General features: G+C 44.7%; 16 protein-coding genes and 1 riboswitch. Of the genes, 5 read left to right on the plus strand and 11 right to left on the minus strand.

Features of this window, described 5'->3' with window-relative positions; translation table 11 throughout:
• Window positions 1-12: 12 nt before the first annotated feature.
• Both pyk and AABA75_RS07455 read right to left on the minus strand, forming a co-directional pair.
• Entirely contained in the window at window positions 13-1449 is a 1437-nt protein-coding gene (gene pyk, locus AABA75_RS07450) for a pyruvate kinase (RefSeq protein WP_338291966.1), read from the minus strand.
• Between the two features lie 179 nt (window positions 1450-1628).
• Window positions 1629-2474: a MurR/RpiR family transcriptional regulator gene (locus AABA75_RS07455; protein ID WP_338291967.1), complete on the minus strand. Its 846-nt coding sequence runs from the start codon at window positions 2472-2474 to the stop codon at window positions 1629-1631.
• A 259-nt stretch (window positions 2475-2733) separates the two neighbouring features.
• Between AABA75_RS07455 and zwf the strand changes: the two genes are divergently transcribed.
• From zwf to AABA75_RS07480, 5 genes are read left to right on the plus strand one after another with little or no spacing between them, the layout of a single operon-like run.
• Window positions 2734-4221, plus strand: a complete 1488-nt coding sequence (gene zwf / locus AABA75_RS07460) for a glucose-6-phosphate dehydrogenase (RefSeq protein WP_338291968.1) — start codon at window positions 2734-2736, stop codon at window positions 4219-4221.
• Between the two features lie 29 nt (window positions 4222-4250).
• Window positions 4251-4931, plus strand: coding sequence for a 6-phosphogluconolactonase (pgl, locus tag AABA75_RS07465; RefSeq protein WP_338291969.1), 681 nt, complete (start codon window positions 4251-4253; stop codon window positions 4929-4931).
• A 9-nt stretch (window positions 4932-4940) separates the two neighbouring features.
• On the plus strand, window positions 4941-6767 hold the full coding sequence (edd, locus tag AABA75_RS07470) for a phosphogluconate dehydratase (RefSeq protein WP_338291970.1): 1827 nt from the start codon (window positions 4941-4943) through the stop codon (window positions 6765-6767).
• Window positions 6767-7720 carry a glucokinase gene (locus tag AABA75_RS07475; protein ID WP_338291971.1) on the plus strand — a complete coding sequence of 318 codons (954 nt, stop codon included), beginning with the start codon at window positions 6767-6769 and terminating at the stop codon, window positions 7718-7720. Before edd ends, AABA75_RS07475 begins: the two co-directional genes overlap by 1 nt.
• A 4-nt stretch (window positions 7721-7724) precedes the next feature.
• Window positions 7725-8381: a bifunctional 4-hydroxy-2-oxoglutarate aldolase/2-dehydro-3-deoxy-phosphogluconate aldolase gene (locus AABA75_RS07480; RefSeq protein WP_338291972.1), complete on the plus strand. Its 657-nt coding sequence runs from the start codon at window positions 7725-7727 to the stop codon at window positions 8379-8381.
• A 69-nt stretch (window positions 8382-8450) separates the two neighbouring features.
• Here AABA75_RS07480 and AABA75_RS07485 read toward each other — a convergent pair whose 3' ends face one another.
• The 9 genes from AABA75_RS07485 to AABA75_RS07525 all read right to left on the minus strand — a co-directional run bounded on the left by AABA75_RS07485 (window position 8451) and on the right by AABA75_RS07525 (window position 17605).
• Window positions 8451-9362, minus strand: coding sequence for a hypothetical protein (locus tag AABA75_RS07485; protein ID WP_338291973.1), 912 nt, complete (start codon window positions 9360-9362; stop codon window positions 8451-8453).
• Window positions 9359-11671, minus strand: coding sequence for a fimbria/pilus outer membrane usher protein (locus AABA75_RS07490; RefSeq protein WP_338291974.1), 2313 nt, complete (start codon window positions 11669-11671; stop codon window positions 9359-9361). The genes AABA75_RS07485 and AABA75_RS07490 overlap by 4 nt, the downstream gene beginning before the upstream one ends.
• A gap of 55 nt (window positions 11672-11726) precedes the next feature.
• Window positions 11727-12443: a fimbria/pilus periplasmic chaperone gene (locus tag AABA75_RS07495; RefSeq protein WP_338291975.1), complete on the minus strand. Its 717-nt coding sequence runs from the start codon at window positions 12441-12443 to the stop codon at window positions 11727-11729.
• A gap of 131 nt (window positions 12444-12574) precedes the next feature.
• Window positions 12575-13075, minus strand: a complete 501-nt coding sequence (locus AABA75_RS07500; RefSeq protein WP_338291976.1) for a hypothetical protein — start codon at window positions 13073-13075, stop codon at window positions 12575-12577.
• A 52-nt stretch (window positions 13076-13127) separates the two neighbouring features.
• Window positions 13128-13622, minus strand: coding sequence for a hypothetical protein (locus AABA75_RS07505; protein ID WP_338291977.1), 495 nt, complete (start codon window positions 13620-13622; stop codon window positions 13128-13130).
• Between the two features lie 1143 nt (window positions 13623-14765).
• Window positions 14766-15266, minus strand: coding sequence for a hypothetical protein (locus tag AABA75_RS07510; RefSeq protein ID WP_338291976.1), 501 nt, complete (start codon window positions 15264-15266; stop codon window positions 14766-14768).
• A 52-nt stretch (window positions 15267-15318) separates the two neighbouring features.
• On the minus strand, window positions 15319-15813 hold the full coding sequence (locus AABA75_RS07515; RefSeq protein WP_338291977.1) for a hypothetical protein: 495 nt from the start codon (window positions 15811-15813) through the stop codon (window positions 15319-15321).
• A gap of 513 nt (window positions 15814-16326) precedes the next feature.
• Window positions 16327-16824: a spore coat protein U domain-containing protein gene (locus AABA75_RS07520; protein ID WP_338291979.1), complete on the minus strand. Its 498-nt coding sequence runs from the start codon at window positions 16822-16824 to the stop codon at window positions 16327-16329.
• 274 nt (window positions 16825-17098) lie between these two features.
• Entirely contained in the window at window positions 17099-17605 is a 507-nt protein-coding gene (locus AABA75_RS07525) for a hypothetical protein (protein ID WP_338291981.1), read from the minus strand.
• Between the two features lie 23 nt (window positions 17606-17628).
• A riboswitch (cyclic di-GMP riboswitch) is annotated at window positions 17629-17723 on the minus strand.
• Window positions 17724-17743: the final 20 nt, after the last annotated feature.

The raw sequence follows: 17743 nt of genomic DNA on the forward strand, positions 1-17743 counted from the left end.
TATGCTTTTGCTTCAGGGCACGGTCACAATTTTACAACCATTGGTGGCGCCGACGGTTTCCATTGCATCGCCATAAGTCATGATAAACTGATCGCCAGACTCTACTAGTTCTTTGGCACGCAAACAGGCAATGACATCGCTTGCCAATTCGCCCGGTTTACTGAGGCTGGAGTCAAAGAACACCGGTTTAACACCGCGGAATAAAGCCATTTCGTTAAGCGAGCTGTCGTGACGAGATAGTCCATAAATGGGTAGATAGCTGGTGATGCGCGACATTAGCTTGGCAGTATTACCACTCTCGGTTAGCGCCACAATAGCTTTTATGGATTTCAGGTGGTTTGCAGCATATACGGCAGATAATGCTGTTGTTTCGCTAATAGTAGTAAACTCTTCTGATACTCGATGCTTGGAGATCTTTACACTCGGATGAGTTTCAGCGCCTTCACACACACGTGCCATTGCTTTTACCGTTTCTACAGGATATTCGCCTGCTGCTGTTTCTGCTGAAAGCATAACTGCATCTGTGCCATCTAATACGGCATTGGCAACGTCCATAACTTCGGCCCGCGTTGGCATCGGGCTGGTGATCATCGATTCCATCATCTGGGTGGCAGTAATAACTACCTTATTTAACTGACGAGAGCGAGAGATAAGTTTCTTTTGCACACCGACTAGCTCAGCATCACCTATCTCTACTCCTAAATCACCACGAGCAACCATAACGGCATCGCTGGCAGCAATAATGTCATCCATCGCTTCATCTGAGGCAACAGTTTCAGCTCTTTCTACTTTGGAACATATTTTAGCGTTACAACCCGCAGCGACTGCGAGTTCACGTGCATAGTTGAGGTCTGCACCTGTGCGAGGAAAGGAAACGGCCAGATAATCCACTTTCATCTTGGCGGCCGTCTTAATGTCTTCCTTGTCTTTTTCGGTTAATGCGTCGGCTGATAATCCGCCACCTTGACGATTAATGCCTTTGTTGTTGGAAAGCTTGCCACCTACCGTGACTTTGGTATGGACTTTCGCACCTTCTACGGAGGTTACTTGCAACTGAATGCGTCCATCGTCTAATAACAGGACATCGCCCGGACCTACGTCATTGGGTAATTGTTTATAATCGATACCGACGCTTTCTTTTGTACCTGCGTCACGCTCCAGCTCGGCATCCAAAATAAAATCGTCGCCAATCGCGAGTGTTACCGCCCCCTCTTTGAATTTGGCGACACGGATCTTGGGCCCCTGTAAATCACCCAAAATAGCAACGTATTTACCCAGTTTTTTCGCTGCGTTTCTTACTTTTTGAGCGCGATTAATGTGATCTTCCGCAGTACCGTGGGAAAAGTTCATTCTGACAACATTGGCGCCAGCCGCGATTACAGCTTCGATGCGCTCATCAGTGTCGGTCGCTGGTCCGAGTGTAGCGACAATTTTGGTGCGTCTTAACATGATTTTCTGCTCATTTAGGTGGTTATCAGCACTATCTCAACGGCCAATCAGGCAGGTGCTGCTTTTTAATTTGTAATTTTATTACAAAATACTAGTCTAAAATGAAGCATTTGTGAAACTCATCTGAAATAAACCTTAAATTTTGGCTATCTCATCGGATGAGTTTCACTAAATAGGGGTCAGCGTTTGTCGAAACGAGAGTCGCGCAAGGAGTCTTTTACTCGTTTCAGGTTTTCTCTGAATTTCGAACCGCGGCGCAGCGTAAAGCCAGTGGCTAGTATATCAATTAAAGTAAGCTGAGCAATACGTGACGCCATTGGCATGTACATGTCGGTGTCCTCTGGCACTTCGAGTGATAAAACTAAACTACACTCATTAGCTAAGGGACTGTTAAGGGCTGTGATACCAACTACCGTAGCGTCATTTGCTTTAGCCAGCTGTGCCAATTCCACCAGACTTTTAGTGCGTCCGGTGTGGGAGATAAGCACGACGACATCGCCTTCACTGCAGTTCATGCAGCTCATACGTTGCATCAGGATATCTTCGAAATAAGTAACCGGAACATTGAACCGGAAAAATTTATTCAGAGCATCATGGGCGACCGAAGCGGAGGCTCCCATGCCAAAAAATGAAATCTTCTTAGCCTGAGTCAGTAAGTCAACAACGCGATTTACCGCAAGAACGTCCACCGATTGACGTGCTACTTCCAATGCTGCCATAGTAGACTCGAATATCTTTTTAGTACATTCCTCTGGCGTGTCATGTTCCTCAACGTGGCGATTTACATAGGGCGTACCGTTGGCGAGGCTTTGCGCAAGATGCAGTTTAAAGTCTGGGTATCCTTTGGTATCCAGGCGTCGACAGAACCGATTTACCGTGGGCTCGCTGACATCTGACATCTTGGCTAACGTGGCTATGCTGGAGTGTATAGCAGTCTGCGGGTTGGCCAGAATGATCTCCGCTACCTTTCGCTCAGATTTGCTGAATGCACCTTTTTGCTGTGCAATCTTTTCTAGAATATTCATGCGCTCTCGGAATTATTAATTATACTTGTTGTTTATTGCGTTATTCGCCCTGTAATTATTTGACAGCAAAATGTCACTTAATTACAGACTAAGGCTGACAGGAAATGAACGCTTCGTCAAAATTATATGCATTTGGTTGTAAAATTACTACAAATATAGTTTACTGTAGCGATATGGCTAGGGTGAATGTGCATAAATATAGTAAAATTACAGCACATATCTGTACCTAACTAATTTATTAATATGAAAGGTTGATTCTATGGGACCTAATAAAGTAATTGAGCCTTGTGATTTTGTATTGTTTGGAACTAAAGGGGACCTGGCTCGACGTAAATTACTTCCTTCTTTGTACGAGCTGGAAAAAGCAGGGCTGATCCACGAACAAACTCATCTCATTGGTGTAGCGCGTTATGAAATGACGCAAGAAGAATACGTCACACTGGTCAAGGAAAACATCGAAAAATTTACAGGCGAAGCACTATGTGACGATACCTGGCAACGGTTTAGTACTAAGCTCGATTACGTTCAAATCGATATGCAAGATTATGACAGCTATGCAGCCTTACAAGGTTGTGTGGACGAGTCTCGCACCATGGTCTGCTATCTGGCAACACCTCCTTCCATTTATGGTGACATCTGTAAAGGTTTGAATGCTGCCGGCATTATCGATCCGAGTGTCAGAGTTGTATTGGAAAAGCCTATAGGCCATGACCTTGAAACTTCCATGGTCATCAACGATCAAGTGGCGGAGTTTTTCAAAGAAAGTCAGATCTATCGCATTGACCATTACCTTGGCAAAGAAACGGTACTAAACCTTATGGCATTGCGTTTTGCCAATTCCATTTTTGCCACAAACTGGGATCACAATTGCGTTGACCATGTGCAGATCACGGTTGCTGAGTCGGTGGGTATTGAAGGTCGCTGGGGCTACTTTGACGATGCCGGCCAAATGCGTGATATGGTGCAAAACCACCTGTTGCAAATTCTGACTTTGATTGCCATGGAACCGCCGGCGAGTCTCGATGCCAATAGTGTTCGCGACGAGAAGCTGAAAGTGCTGAAATCATTGCGTCCTATCAATGCCTCGAATATTCGCGAAAATACCGTACGTGGACAATACACCAGTGGTTTTGTCAGAGGCGAAGAGGTTCCGGGTTACCTTGAAGAAGAGGGAGCCAATACAGAAAGTGAGACGGAATCTTTTGTAGCCCTAAAGGTAGAATTGGACAATTGGCGTTGGGCTGGTGTGCCGTTCTATTTGCGCACCGGGAAACGCATGCCGCGCAAAGTGAGTGAAATCGTTATTTACTTTAAACCACAGCCCCACAACTTGTTTAAAGACAGTTTCAATCAGTTGCCACCTAATAAACTCACCATTCGATTACAGCCTGATGAGGGAGTTGAAATCACGGTGATGAACAAAGTTCCGGGACTTACCAGTTCTGGCGCTATGAATCTTCAAAAATCTAAACTTAATTTGAGTTTCTCGGAAGCCTTCGATACCAAGCGTATTCCTGACGCCTATGAGAAATTATTGCTGGAAGTTTTACTGGGCGACCAATCGCTGTTCGTGCGTCGTGATGAAGTTGAAGAAGCCTGGAAGTGGGTGGACAGCATTCTCGAGGCATGGAAAAAGAGCAATGAAAAACCTGAGCCTTATCAGGCAGGAACATGGGGACCTGTGGCCTCGATTGCATTGTTGGCAAGAGAAGACCGCGCTTGGTACGAGAGTAAGATTAAAAAGTAATACCGTGCGGGCCAGATTAAGAGAATTTTATGAGACAGTCGATTTACCAAAATACAGATGCGCTTAACCAGGACTTTGCCAGTAAAATAGTTGCTATTCTGGCGCAAGCCATAGAGCAAAAGGGCAAAGCCAGTTTATTGGTTTCTGGTGGTAGAACACCGCTACCCTTATTCAAAGCCTTATCTCAGTCAGAACTGGACTGGGCAAAAGTGACGATAAGCCTTGCAGATGAGCGCTGGGTTTCTGCGGACGATGACGCCAGCAACGAAAAACTGGTGAGGGCTAATCTTTTGCAGGGTAACGCATCTGTTGCCAACTTTATTGGCATGAAGACAGACCATGAAGATGCAAATGATGGCTTGTCGGAACTAAACGAACGCTATGCAAGCATGAGTTGGCCCGTTGATGTATTGATCTTGGGAATGGGCGAAGATGGTCATACAGCTTCACTTTTTCCTTGTTCAGAGCAGATTGAGCAGGGGCTCAACACCGCTGATAAATTACTGGCTGTGCAACCCACAACCGCACCTCATCAACGCATGTCATTTTCCTTGAAGGCAATTCTGGAAAGCGAGCATATCTTTTTACACCTCACTGGCGAAAGCAAAAAAGCTGTGCTTGAAGAAGCCTTGGCTGGTGATAACGCACTTGAAATGCCAATTCGCGCAGTGTTGCAAAATGCTGATGTTGAATTGGTCTGGGCACCATAGGAGGCATTCATGAATACCCTGATTCAGGAAGTCACTCAGAGAATTGAAGAACGCAGCAAAGAAACGCGCGCGGCTTATCTAACAAAAATTGAAAACGCCAGACGTCAAGGACCGCACCGTGGTGCTTTGTCCTGTGGTAACCTGGCACACGGGTTTGCTGCTTGTAGCAAGGAAGAAAAAGCTGATTTAACCAGCATGATCAAAGCGAATATCGCTATCGTGTCTTCCTACAACGATATGTTGTCTGCACATCAACCTTACGAGCACTATCCGCAACGAATTAAAGAAGCGGTGCGCAAAGTAGGTAGTGTGGCGCAGTTTGCCGGTGGTGTACCAGCAATGTGTGATGGTGTAACTCAAGGTACACCGGGCATGGACCTGAGCTTGATGAGTCGCGATATCATTGCTCAAGCGGCTGCCGTGGCGTTGTCTCATAATATGTTTGACGGCGCTCTGATGTTGGGTATCTGCGACAAGATTGTCCCCGGCTTGCTGTTGGGCTCTTTGGCCTTTGGACACTTGCCAACGGTATTTGTCCCAGCAGGACCCATGCCTTCGGGTCTGCCCAACAAAGAAAAAGCCAGAGTCAGACAGCTTTTTGCTGAAGGTAAAGTGGGCCGTGATGAATTGCTTAAAGCAGAGTCAGAGTCCTATCATTCAGCGGGAACCTGTACCTTCTATGGCACAGCTAACAGTAACCAGTTAGTGGTTGAAATGATGGGGCTTCACTTGCCCGGTTCATCCTTTGTTAACCCGGGTACGGAGCTGCGTGACGCATTAACCGATGCTGCCGCGGTTCAGGTAACCAGATTAACGGATTTGGGCGATAACTATCTGCCAATCGGTCACATTGTTGATGCCAAATCCATAGTTAATGGGCTGGTGGGACTACTTTCAACAGGTGGTTCAACTAACCATACTATGCACCTTGTGGCTGTTGCAAGAGCCGCTGGTTACATCATCAATTGGGATGATTTTTCCGATATTTCTAATGCGGTGCCGCTACTGACACGCATCTATCCCAATGGTTCTGCTGATATTAACCACTTTACTGCTGCTGGCGGTATGTCACTGCTATTCAAAGAATTGCTGGATGCTGGGTTATTGCACAACGATGTGCGCACTATTTGTGGTGACAGCTTAGAGAAGTATCGCATGGAACCCAGAATGCTGGACGGTGAATTAACCTGGGTTGATGGACCGACTAAATCGATGGATAAAGAGGTCGTCGCCTCGGTTGCCTCGCCATTCAAGCCGGATGGCGGTTTGACCGTACTTAACGGCAATCTAGGTAGGGCGGTAATCAAAAATTCAGCAATGCGCCCGGGTACTGAGCAAATTAAAGCACCTGCCGTAGTGTTTGAAGACCAGTTTGAATTGGACGCGGCATTCAAGGCGGGCGAACTCAATAAAGACTGTATCGTTGTTGTGCGTTTCCAGGGGCCTAAGGCCATTGGTATGCCTGAATTGCACCGCTTAACACCACCGCTTGGTGTGTTGCAAGACAAAGGATATCGAGTTGCTTTGGTAACCGACGGGCGAATGTCTGGCGCATCAGGAAAAGTGCCTGCTGCCATTCACGTTACTCCAGAGGCATGGGACGGTGGTCTTATCGCTAAGGTACAAGATGGCGATATGATTGAGCTGAATATCACAACTGGTGCGCTGACCTTGCTGGTGCCTGAAGAAGAGCTGGCAAAGCGCGAAAACAAATTGGCCAATGTGGCCCATCACCAGGTTGGTATGGGACGCGAATTGTTTGGTGCAATGCGTACTCATTTGAGCAAAGCTGAAGAGGGGGCATGTTCCTTGTTTATTGAGCAGGAGCAAAACTAATGGGGGCCTCTTTTGTAGCGGATGTTGGGGGCACCAATATTCGCCTGGCGCAGACTGAAAATGGCCAATTAAAGGACATCAAAAAGTACCTTTGCAACGATTTTGACACCATCGCCGATGTTATCAAAGCCTATATGGCTGATTACCCTGAACAACAATTTGTTGCAGGCTGTATTGGTATCGCTTGTCCTGTGAACAGTGATTTGATCATTATGACTAATCACACGTGGCGATTTTCAGTAAAAGAGTTACAAGCAGAGTTAGGACTCGATTGGTTGCACGTGATCAACGATTACACGGCGGTTGCTATGTCGCTGCCGGTATTGGACGCGAGCCAGAAAGTACAGATTGGTCCTGGTGAAGTTAAACCACGGGAAAACATCGCTGTTTTCGGTCCCGGAACTGGACTTGGAGTCGGGCATTTAGTGCCGGTTTCGGAAGGCTGGCAATGCTTGGATGGTGAAGGTGGGCATGTGGATCTGCCCATCTATAACAAAGACGACCTGATTGTTTGGGAGTTTTTACGCGATAAATATGGTTATGCATCCGCTGAAGAGGCGTTGTCTGGGCGGGGCCTGGTACAAATCTATGAGGCTATTGCACAACATCGTAAGTTGACGGTGCGCTACACACAACCTGCTGAAATCACCAGCAATGCATTAAATGGCAGCTGTAACGTGTGTCTGGCAGCATTAAATCGTTTTTGTGCCCTTATGGGGACATTTGCCGGAAATCTGGCATTAAACGCCGCGACTCACGGTGGTGTATACATTGCTGGCGGGATCGCACAGCGTTTTGTGGATTTTTTGAAATCCAGTGATTTTAGAGCACGTTTTGAAGCCAAGGGACGGTTTCAACAATATGTGGCTGATATTCCAACATTTGTTATTACAGAGCCGGACCACGGTTTGATTGGTACCGCTGCATATTTGACACAGAATTTTAAGGGTTAACATTATGAGTAATAATTGGCTCCGCAGTTCAGCGGATGTATTCGCCCAAGGGCCGGTAGTTCCTGTTTTAGTGATTAAAGATTTGGACTATGCCGTGCCATTAGCTAAAGCGTTGATCGCCGGTGGTATCAAGGTGTTGGAAGTAACTTTACGCACACCTGTTGCCATCGATGTTATTGCAAAAATTGCCAAAGAGGTGCCTGAAGCCGTTATCGGAGCGGGTACGGTAACCAATGCTGAGCAATTAAAAGCGGTTACTGATGCGGGTGCGCAATTTGCTATTAGTCCCGGACTAACTCCAGATTTATTAAAAGCAGGGAAAGAGGGCTCTATTGCCTTGATACCCGGTATTGCCTCTATCTCTGAGTTGATGACTGGCCTGGATCACGGTTATGACCACTTTAAGTTTTTCCCGGCTGAAGCATCGGGCGGAATTAAAGCGATTAAATCCATCAGTGGTCCGTTCCCAGATGTGACTTTTTGTCCGACTGGAGGCATCAGCCAAAACAACTATCTGGATTATTTGTCACTGTCCAATATCAAGTGTGTTGGCGGTTCCTGGTTAGCACCAGAAGATGCGATGGCGGCAGGTAATTGGCAGCGTATTACTGAACTTGCCGAAGAGGCGGTAGCAGGCGCGAATACCCTTAATAAAGCCTAGATATCGCTTTATCAACTTTACAAAAACCAGCTTTGTAGCTGGTTTTTTTGTTTCTGTTTCAAAGCACGGCTAACGGGCGCTTACAGTGACGATTAAATTATCAATGTAGCGTCCTGCGGGTTTAAAGTCGACGTCTGTTACGTTCACTTTAAAGGGAATGGAGCTGGTGGAGAGCGGGTTATAGTTTGTGTAGCCTTTGGAATAACCGCTTGCCGCATCGAAGACCGTACCATCCATTTCTACAGTGTAAGGGATCAGAGCATTACTGGATTCGTGTTTTAAACCGCGATTCTCTGATGCCACATTCACGTTGTAATGCACATTTGAATAAATGTTAATTTGCCAGTTTGCACTGGAGCCATTGTATAACGTGCCTAATTCAACATAGTAATAACTTCCAGAGCCTGAAACCGCTCCGCTGGTGGGTACGCTTACATCAAGAATTGACGGTACTTCGGCATTCACGCTGGTCCAAACTTCCGGCGAAATATGGTAGCCATAATAGGAAGCGACAACACTAGTGATACCCGTATAGTTACCGGCAATCTGCGCTTCCGTAGTACGCAATTGTGCCCATACTTTCAAGCGTTTCTTGCGATAGATTGGTACCGCCCACGCAATGCGGCCGTCAATGGAGTATTGGGCGTAGAAGTTACGTTGCCTGTCTACTAAATCGGTTTCAATGTCATCTGTGCCATTACTCAGAACCAAACTGGTATTATTGTCGGTGTAGAACAATATGTGAGTTACGCAAGTATCCGTCCGTTTTGAAAAATTCACCTGAATAGGGATGGTTTGTAAGTTATTGCGATTAGCTTGCCAGGCCAACGTATCGGTATTGACAGTGAATTCGGTAGGGCAAAAGTCGTAGTAGTAGGAGTTCCCATAGCTGCTAAAACTGCTTACCCCACTGCAAAGGGCCAAGCTTGCCAGTATCGCCAGTTGTTTAATTGTAGTGATTACAGTTGCTTTAGTTTTCATTGCGTTCCAGTTGTTGCAGACTTATACAGCTTCACTATTCCCAGCCTCACCAGACTGATTTCCGACGCTTTTATTTCTATGGTGGCCGTGGCCTCACCAAATTTAATTTCGTATTTACCAACACCCACACCTTCCACAACAAAGCGACCTTTGCGGTTGGTAAACAGCGTTGCAGATATCCCTTCTCCGGTGATCGTACCTCGTTGCAGCGAAACTGGATTGTTTTCTGCATCTTTGACGTAACCTAACGCAGTATATGAAAGATCCGAGCCAATTGTGAGCACGTGGCCAGTATTTGTTCCGCCCACAATATTGTAGGTGCCTGGTCCCCAGTCGTAACCTAACGGTACATTCAGTGCATTGATATTGACAATGTTTTCGGTAAAACCAGAGCCGAGATTCACCAATCCCGCCAGTTCGGTATTGGCACTACCGAGACTTTGTCCGGTGGGGGATGGATTGATTTGGACTTCCGCTTTTTTCAGGGTAGGGTGAACGTCGATGATGGCAAACGGCGTTTGCACATTGCTACCTATACCTATTTTACCGTCAGCAATAGCAACGGAGCTGGATAGGTTGAGTCTATAGTCGTTGCTGCGACTGAGGCCTTCTCGTTGTTGCGTGCGGGCTGTCATATCGGCTCTGAAGCGATTGTGGGTATAGCTACTGCTTAACGTGACGGCTTCGAGTTCATCGGTTTTATTGGCTTCAATACTGTAACCCCAATCATCCTGATAATTCCTGTTTATTTTGGCATAACTGGCCCTGAGATTGTTGTTTTGGCTTCGATAATCAACTCTTTTTCGGGTCAGAGATTGGTTGTCAAAGGCTGACCAGTTGAAGTTTATAAAGAGACTGTCTTCGTCGTCGGTCACCAGACTGTCATTCTTTTGTCGTTGGTATTGCACACTGACACGCATACTTTTGTAGCGCCAATTTAGCTGAGCTGAAATGTTTTCGGAAGTCACGTCATTACTATTTCTGGTGCGCCTGGCGTTAAGATTAAAGTCGATTTTGTCGGTAATGAACCAGCTATAGTTGACGGACCAGGACTCATCATTTCCTGTCGTAGGGTTTTCAAGCCAGGGAGATTGCACAAAGTCTTTCCGGCTTTGGTAACTTAGACGCAAGTTAGGCACGCCAAAGTCTGAACTACCGAGTACGGTATGTTCTGTATCTATTGAAATAGATGAGCCCGGTGTGCTCTGGTATTCACTTGTGGTCATGCGCAGCGTGAAGTTACCCCAAGCCGTTCCTGCTGTTGCAGAAGTGCCTACCAGAAAATCACCATCCACATACAGGGCATTGACACCAGCGGATAGGGTGTTGGTGATCCCGGTTTCATAAAAACCCGTCATCACCAGCGGGTCCAGATAGTCATAACGAAAGTCTCTGAATTGACTGGGATAACCTATATTAAACGCCCAAATAGTCAGCCCCTCTTCCAGCAATTGAGAGTTGAAAAAAGTATTAAAAGTAAAAGATTCTCTTTCTCCATTGACGTAAATGGCGATCACCTCCACATCGTTCTGACCGGTGCTAAGTGGAAGATCGTTCAAATCATAACGCCCCGGATTGAGTCTGACTTTAGCAACAATATTGCCATTCACCACTACTTGAACTTCACCTGCAAGGCGCATATAAAATTCTTGGGAATTGGTAGGGCTGATGCGTTTTAGCGGTTGTAATTGCTGATAAGGCGTTGATATACCTATACCTCCGGCATTTACTGCCGGTAAATGGCCTTTGTTAAAGCTGGATAAATCGCCTATTTCAAAGCGTCTGGGTTTACTGAAATTATCTTTAAACAGCGTTATGTCACCGCGATACACTTCCTGATCATCATCTTCTTTCTCATAAAAAACTGACCAGTTTAAGTTATAACCATCATGGCCACCGTAATTACTTTGCGCCACCCAGTCTAACGCCAGCCGATCTTCGTCAATATTCGATTTATCGATACGCAGGTTGAAGTCATTAAGTATCGACCACTTAGCCGCGTCACTGGGCTTGGCCAGATAATCGCGATTGCCATAAGTGAGTTGATCCACGGCCATGGCCTCGGGAGCAAGCTCTAGTTGCACCACCAGATCTTTGGTATTAAGCGTCAGTGAAAGGCCTCGTTCCGCAAGAGTAGAGATGAGTATTTCCGAAGGACTCTGATTTAAAAAGCGCAGTAGTTCATCATTCAGTAATCCGGATAAGGGCAGGGCGAGCGCGTCTCCTTCAACACTGTGTAGGCTGAAATTTTCCAGTACAAAACTCACTTCCCCGATTTTGCGTTCTTGCCATTGAACTGGCAAGCTCATGCTGTAAAACGCGGCATGAGCTTTTAGAGTAAAAACAAAAAGGAATAAAAATGCGCTAGTTCGCATTATTGGCAGTAACCAGTTCTACCTGTTTGGGCAATGTACCTTCAGAGAGTAATGTTTTTATATTGATACTGAGTTTGTGCTCTGGCATCAAAAATGTGACTGGCATATTGTTTTGTAACCACTGCCAGTCGCCTTGTTGTTCACCGTCGAAGTGGATAGCACTTTGCACTAAGTTAACAACGGCATTCCCGTCATTAACAATATTGAGAGTGCAATTTTCAGCATCAGGGCAATCCAGTGTTTGAGTTAAATTACCCTGGCTTTCTGGTTGAGAGACAAATACCAAAGTGGCGAAATTAAAAATCATATTCACTTGCGAGGCTTGCCCTTGCTGTTCGATGGGCAATTGCTTAAACACGATGCGGTAAGACTGAGTTTTGTCGAATTCACTATCTCCCAAGAATTGGGCCCTGAAAACCTGATAACCATTGGCGGGCACGTCCACCTGCGGTGGTAAAACGATAAAATCATCTTCTGCTTCGGTGAGAATTTCTTTCTGGTTTTCATCAAAGCTGCGTTTATATACCACAACTTCGATGGGAACCGGAGTATCGCTGGGGTTGATAACTCGATAGGTTACGGCAGAGCGATTTCCGGTGGTATACAACTCTGCCACCATGGGTTGCACCTGATAGGCGAAGCTCTGATTAGAGCAGAGTAAAACAGTAAAAAGGCTAAACCATTTAACATGGCGAAAATGAAACATGAGCGCACCTTGGATTTGTTATTTTTATCTGATACCAATTAGTAAAAAGCAAAAGTCGGCAGGATGCCGACTTATCGCTAAATTCTAGTGCACATTTATAACTCAAAATGGGTTTTGAGTCATCTGCTACCTTAGTTGTAAGACACTGTGATAGTGATGGTATCTGAATAAGAGCCTTCGTACTCAAAGCCATTAACTTGCGGTCTGATGGAAACAGTTTTCGCTACAGATGCACCTTCAACGTCGCTGCCGGCACTCTGGCTAACTTCCTGGTCACTGGTCAGACTCAAACCTGTTGATGTGTCAGCAATATCCAGCAAGTAAGCAATGTCTTTTCCGCTGTGAGTATCGTTTTTCAGTACACCGCCATTGGCAGATGAGTAGGTGGTGTTAGCGGTGCTTTGTCCGGTGTTACACCAGATTTCAACACTAGCCACATCTTGCGCAGTAGTGGAAGCTAAGTCCAGCCCGGTTGCGCCGTTGCTTGCCGTGCTGTTAACCTTACACTCTGGCAGAATTTCGCCACCAATATCAAATGAAGTCTCGTTGGTATCTTCTACAGAGATAGAAGCGTTGGCGTTTAAAGCAGCAGCAGTTGTGATGATAGCGATAGTTTTGATTAAAGTTTTCATGTTAATTCCCCAAAAAGTTTTTTAAATAGTTAGATTTTTTATAATTCGTTGATTATTCGTAAGACACGGTTACTTCGATGGTGTCGGTGTAAGTACCTGCATATTCAAAACCCGTTACCAAAGGTTTTACAGATACTGCACGCGTCGCTTCTGCGCCCTCTACACCGTTCCCCGCAATTTGGTTGATGGTTTGTGCACTGGTTAATTGCAGGTCGTTCGCTGTACCAGCAATGTCGATGGCATAGGCAATCTTCTTGCCTTCTTCACTTACCATGTAACCGCCGTTAACTGACTCATAGGTGGTTCTGGCAGTGCCTTGTCCGGTATTACACCAAAGAGAAATAGATGCTGTTGTTTGCGCTTCAGTTGAAGATAAGTCCAACGAAGTAGAGCGCTCTGGTGAATAGTTTGAAACCTTACACTCAGGCAAAATCTCACCACCAATGTCGAATGAAGTTTGATCTGTGTCCGAAACAGAAATCGTTGCATTTGCAGTGAAAGCGGTAAAAGCAGCGATTGCGATAATGGATTTGTTAAATGTGTTCATGGTATTGGCCTCTCAAGCATTCTTTAAATTATGTGGGGTGTTCCCCGTTTGATTTAACTAATGCAGATGTGGTGCCAACTTTTATATCAGGCAGGGGTTTTTCTCGAAAATAAATTCGATAAGTTTAAAAACTCTATAAAAATCAATTGCATGAGATTTATTTTTTTCTTCAAAAAAATAAATAATTTTTCATTAATCCGGCTTTTAGCCATAAATCCAACGGTAAACAAGACGCAGTTCATGGCGGGTATCAAAAATATGACGCTTTTTCCTGCGCAATTTTTTGACGCAGAGCGAACAGTTTAACCGCCGTCATAAAATTGGCAGTCAGAAACCTGACACTCCTTAAGAGTGCGTTGAACATTTAATCTTTTCAGGCATTTCGGCCTTGCGGCTATAAAATTTCGTCTATTAGTGTTGCCTCAAGTTATCCAGCTAACATCGATTGATGTAGATAGAACTACAATCCTGCCTTCGAAGTATTTGGCTGACTCGCATTCGAAAGCCTGGAATATAAAATTTAAATCAAACTGTCATGTTCCGGCTTCTTAAACACAATTAGATGTGTCGCGTAGGTCGGAAAATGGAAGTTCATATCTAGAGCCTTAGCAATTAAGCAATGTCTTTTCTAGTACAGGTACTCTTTTTCATACAACATCACTTATAACTTTGTAAGATTGATGGAGTACTTGTTTTTTTTAAAACTATTTGCGATACAAATGACTTTCTTTAATCATTGCAATCAGGCTTCACATTCTTGTTGTAATTCGCGTTAATCGTGTCTCCTTTAGAGCAATAGCTGTATCAATTCGAACAAACTCCAGAAACTAACGAATCCTCGGCCTGGCAATTGTTTTTTGCTTTCCTGAGAATATTTAGCTTCCCTCGGTTACCCTGTAATATTTTTGACGAATACTATTTCGTCATTTATTACAAAGCATATTGCGTGCCCGTAGTTATCTCTGGGGTAAAATCAATGTAAAAAGATAAGACTTCTGTAGGCATTGAGCCTGCAGCATCAGGCTCCAATTTGTATCAATTTGAGATTAACTGGCGCTTCTTTATCTCGTAAACCAAAGTCGGCAAGGGTGCCGACTTTTCATCAGAAGTTCAGTACAAGTTGTTATTTCAACTTTTGCAATCTTAGTTGTAAGACACTGTGATAGTGATGGTATCTGAATAAGAGCCTTCGTACTCAAAGCCATTAACTTGTGGTCTGATGGAAACAGTTTTCGCTACAGATGCACCTTCAACGTCGCTGCCGGCACTCTGGCTAACTTCCTGGTCACTGGTCAGACTCAAACCTGTTGATGTGTCAGCAATATCCAGCAAGTAAGCAATGTCTTTTCCGCTGTGAGTATCGTTTTTCAGTACACCGCCATTGGCAGATGAGTAGGTGGTGTTAGCGGTGCTTTGTCCGGTGTTACACCAGATTTCAACACTAGCCACATCTTGCGCAGTAGTGGAAGCTAAGTCCAGCCCGGTTGCGCCGTTGCTTGCCGTGCTGTTAACCTTACACTCTGGCAGAATTTCGCCACCAATATCAAATGAAGTCTCGTTGGTATCTTCTACAGAGATAGAAGCGTTGGCGTTTAAAGCAGCAGCAGTTGTGATGATAGCGATAGTTTTGATTAAAGTTTTCATGTTAATTCCCCAAAAAGTTTTTTAAATAGTTAGATTTTTTATAATTCGTTGATTATTCGTAAGACACGGTTACTTCGATGGTGTCGGTGTAAGTACCTGCATATTCAAAACCCGTTACCAAAGGTTTTACAGATACTGCACGCGTCGCTTCTGCGCCCTCTACACCGTTCCCCGCAATTTGGTTAATGGTTTGTGCACTGGTTAATTGCAGGTCGTTCGCTGTACCAGCAATGTCGATGGCATAGGCAATCTTCTTGCCTTCTTCACTTACCATGTAACCGCCGTTAACTGACTCATAGGTGGTTCTGGCAGTGCCTTGTCCGGTATTACACCAAAGAGAAATAGATGCTGTTGTTTGCGCTTCAGTTGAAGATAAGTCCAACGAAGTAGAGCGCTCTGGTGAATAGTTTGAAACCTTACACTCAGGCAAAATCTCACCACCAATGTCGAATGAAGTTTGATCTGTGTCCGAAACAGAAATCGTTGCATTTGCAGTGAAAGCGGTAAAAGCAGCGATTGCGATAATGGATTTGTTAAATGTGTTCATGGTATTGGCCTCTCAAGCATTCTTTAAATTATGTGGGGTGTTCCCCGTTTGATTTAACTAATGCAGATGCGGTGCCAACTTTTATATCAGGCAGGGGTTTTTCTCGAAAATAAATTCGATAAGTTTAAAAACTCTATAAAAATCAATTGCATGAGATTTATTTTTTTTTCTTCAAAAAAATAAATAATTTTTCATTAATCCGGCTTTTAGCCATAAATCCAACGGTAAACAAGACGCAGTTCATGGCGGGTATCAAAAATATGACGCTTTTTCCTGCGCAATTTTTTGACGCAGAGCGAACAGTTTAACCGCCGTCATAAAATTGGCAGTCAGAAACCTGACACTCAGAAAAGCGCGTAATCAGGCAAATTGTAGTGACCTGATAATTAATGAATCCAAATTTTTAGCGTTAACTGTTTCCCTCAGTTGATTTATCGATACTGGCTAAGCAGTTGAAAAACAAACAGGGAAAAGTTAAGAGAGGTAGAAAAGTATAAAAGAGAGTGACTAACTCTAATTGTAGGTAACGGTTACCGAAATAGTGTCGCTGTATGAGCCACTGCTTTCAAAGCCGTTCACCTGTGGAATAATTGCGACATCGGTAGCTTCGCTGTCTCCGCCAGTACCAGTGCCATTAGCTTGCTGTACTGTTTGCGGTGAGCTGAGAGACAAACTGTTTGCCTGATCGCCAACATTAATGTTGTACGCTATCTGGTTGCCTGACTCGTCGATTAAAAAACCGTTATTTGCTGATGAGTAGGTGGTGTCGGCAACGTTTTGTCCGGTATTGCACCATACTGACAATGTTCCGGCAGTTTGCGCCGAGGCGTTGCTCAGATCAAGTGAGGTTGCATTATCAGATGTTGCATTGGATACCTTGCACTCCGCAGCGATTTCTCCGCCAATATCAAAAGACGTTTGAGCTGTGTCTTCTAGTGATATTTTGGCGTTCGCTTGCAGGGCGGCAATGGTAACAATGGCAACTAATGCGCTTCCACTTGCATATTTCATACTGTTTATCTCTGAATTATGTCCGTGTCGGAGCAATGCTCCACACAGATGCTGACAGGTGAATTAACATATGGGTAATCACCTAAAACCTTCACACTCAAAGACTATATCGGCAAAAATCTGGGTTCTCAAGCCACTAATTTATAATTTTTCCAACTTTTCTTCTGTCTTGCTTTTTCCTCTTTGTTTTCTGGTCATTTCATCAACAACCACAGGTTGCACTATAGTCGCTGATGAAATGACAAAGATCGGTTAAAATCTTTGTCATTAAAACTTATTCGTAAGAAACCGTGATACTGATAGTATCTGAGTAGCTACCTTCGTATTCAAAGCCAGTTACCTGAGGTCTGATAGATACGGTACGAGCGATTGAAAGACCTTCCGTGTCTGAGCCTGCGCCTTGGGTAATCGTCTGAGCAGTGGACAGGTCAACGCCGGTTTGCGTATCAGAAATATCTAGTAAATAGGCGATATCTTCACCTGTGTGAGTGTCGTTCTTTAATACACCACCATTAAGTGATTCATAAGTGGTGTTAGCTGTGCTTTGTCCGGTGTTACACCAGATTTCAACGGAAGCAACATTTTGTGCTTCAGTTGATGCCAGGTTCAAAGAAGTGGCGCCTGAAACAGTCGTGTTGTTAACCTTACACTCTGGCAGGATAGTGCCGCTGATCTCAAATGATGTTTCATTGGTGTCATCAACCGAAATCGCTGCGGTAGCGTTTGTGTGAATAGCTGCAGTCACTGAAAGTAAAGCAACGGTTTTGATGAATTTTTTCATTGTTGTATTCCCCAAAAGGTTGTTATTGCAGCCCGGCTGTCTCTTGCTCGTTCTCCTGAAAACTGAGAGACCCGTGGATTTCCGTCCTTATCTCGCGATAAGTTTGGCAGGTTATAAAGCGTTCGAGATTTACTAAGC

Origin of the sequence: Planctobacterium marinum (assembly GCF_036322805.1) — a bacterium.
Taxonomy (GTDB): domain Bacteria; phylum Pseudomonadota; class Gammaproteobacteria; order Enterobacterales; family Alteromonadaceae; genus Planctobacterium; species Planctobacterium marinum_A.